The organism is Streptomyces sp. NPDC127084 (genome assembly GCF_042724175.1).
In the GTDB taxonomy this organism is placed as follows: Bacteria; Actinomycetota; Actinomycetes; order Streptomycetales; family Streptomycetaceae; genus Streptomyces.
Genome location: NZ_JBHXFA010000372.1, coordinates 1 through 1,350 on the forward strand (window position 1 = coordinate 1; position 1,350 = coordinate 1,350).

General features: G+C 67.6%; 1 protein-coding gene. It reads left to right on the forward strand.

Annotation, left to right across the window (positions count from 1 at the left end):
• Nucleotides 1-1,343: IS30 family transposase (locus tag ACFWI9_RS34315; RefSeq protein WP_387169222.1), on the forward strand; the 1,343-nt coding region annotated here is incomplete at its 5' end.
• Nucleotides 1,344-1,350: the final 7 nt, after the last annotated feature.

Genomic DNA, 1,350 nt, shown 5'->3' on the forward strand with positions numbered 1-1,350 from the left:
CGCCTGGCCGGCCTGATCCGTCGCGGGTGGTGCAGCGGCAATTTTGGCGGCTGATCGCCACGGGCGTCACGACGGCTGAGGCATCGCTGGTGGTCGGAGTGTCGTGGCCGGTCGGTTCTCGGTGGTTCCGTCACGCTGGCGGCATGCCGCCGGTCTCTTTGGCCGAGCCCACCGGCCGCTACCTGACCTTCGAGGAGCGCGAGGAGATCGCGATTCTGCGTGCCCAGGACAAGGGCGTGCGAGAGATCGCCCGCGCGATCGGACGTGACCCGGGGACGATCTCGCGCGAGTTGCGTCGCAACGCCGCCACCCGCAGTGGGAAGCAGGAATACCGGGCCACGGTCGCTCAGTGGAAGGCGCAGCAGGCCGCGAAGCGCCCGAAGGCAGCCAAGCTCGCAGGCAACGACGGGTTGCGTGAATACGTACAGGAACGGCTCGCCGGCAGTGTCCGTCGTTCCGACGGCACGATCGCCACCGGGCCCAAGACGCCCGCGTGGAAGGGGCTGAACAAGCCGCACCGGCAGGACAGAAGATGGGCGGCGGCATGGAGCCCGGAGCAGATCCCGCGTCGGCTTCATGTCGACTTCCCCGATGATGAGTCCATGCGCATCAGCCACGAAGCGATCTACCAGGCGCTGTTCATCGAGGGCCGTGGGGCGCTCAAGCGGGAGCTGGTCACGTGTCTGCGTACCGGCCGGGCGCTGCGGACTCCCCGTGCGCGGTCGCAGAACAAGCCGCAAGGGCATGTCACCGCGGACGTCGTCCTCAGCGAACGTCCCGCCGAGGCTGGGGACCACGCGGTCCCCGGACACTGGGAAGGCGACTTGATCATCGGGACGGGCCGCTCCGCGATCGGCACGCTTGTCGAGCGCAGCAGCCGCTCCACGCTCCTGGTGCACCTGCCTCGGCTCGAAGGCTGGGGTGAGAACCCGCCGGTGAAAAACGGCACCTCGCTCGGGGGCTATGGCGCGATCGCGATGAACGCGGCGCTCACCACATCAATGACGCAGCTGCCCGAGCAGCTACGCAAGACCCTCACCTGGGACCGAGGGAAGGAACTCTCCGGCCATGCCCAGTTCGCTCTCGATACCGGGACGAAGGTGTTCTTCGCCGATCCGCACTCGCCCTGGCAACGACCGACGAATGAGAACACCAACGGGCTGCTGCATCAGGACTTCCCGAAGGGGACCGACCTGTCCCGATGGCCCGCCGAGGACCTCGAAGCGGTCGCCACGGCGATCAACAACCGACCCCGCAAGGTCCTCGGTTGGCGGACACCGGCCGAGGTCTTCGAGGAACAGCTACGCTCGCTACAACAGCCCAGTGTTGCAACGACTGGTTGAACTCGCC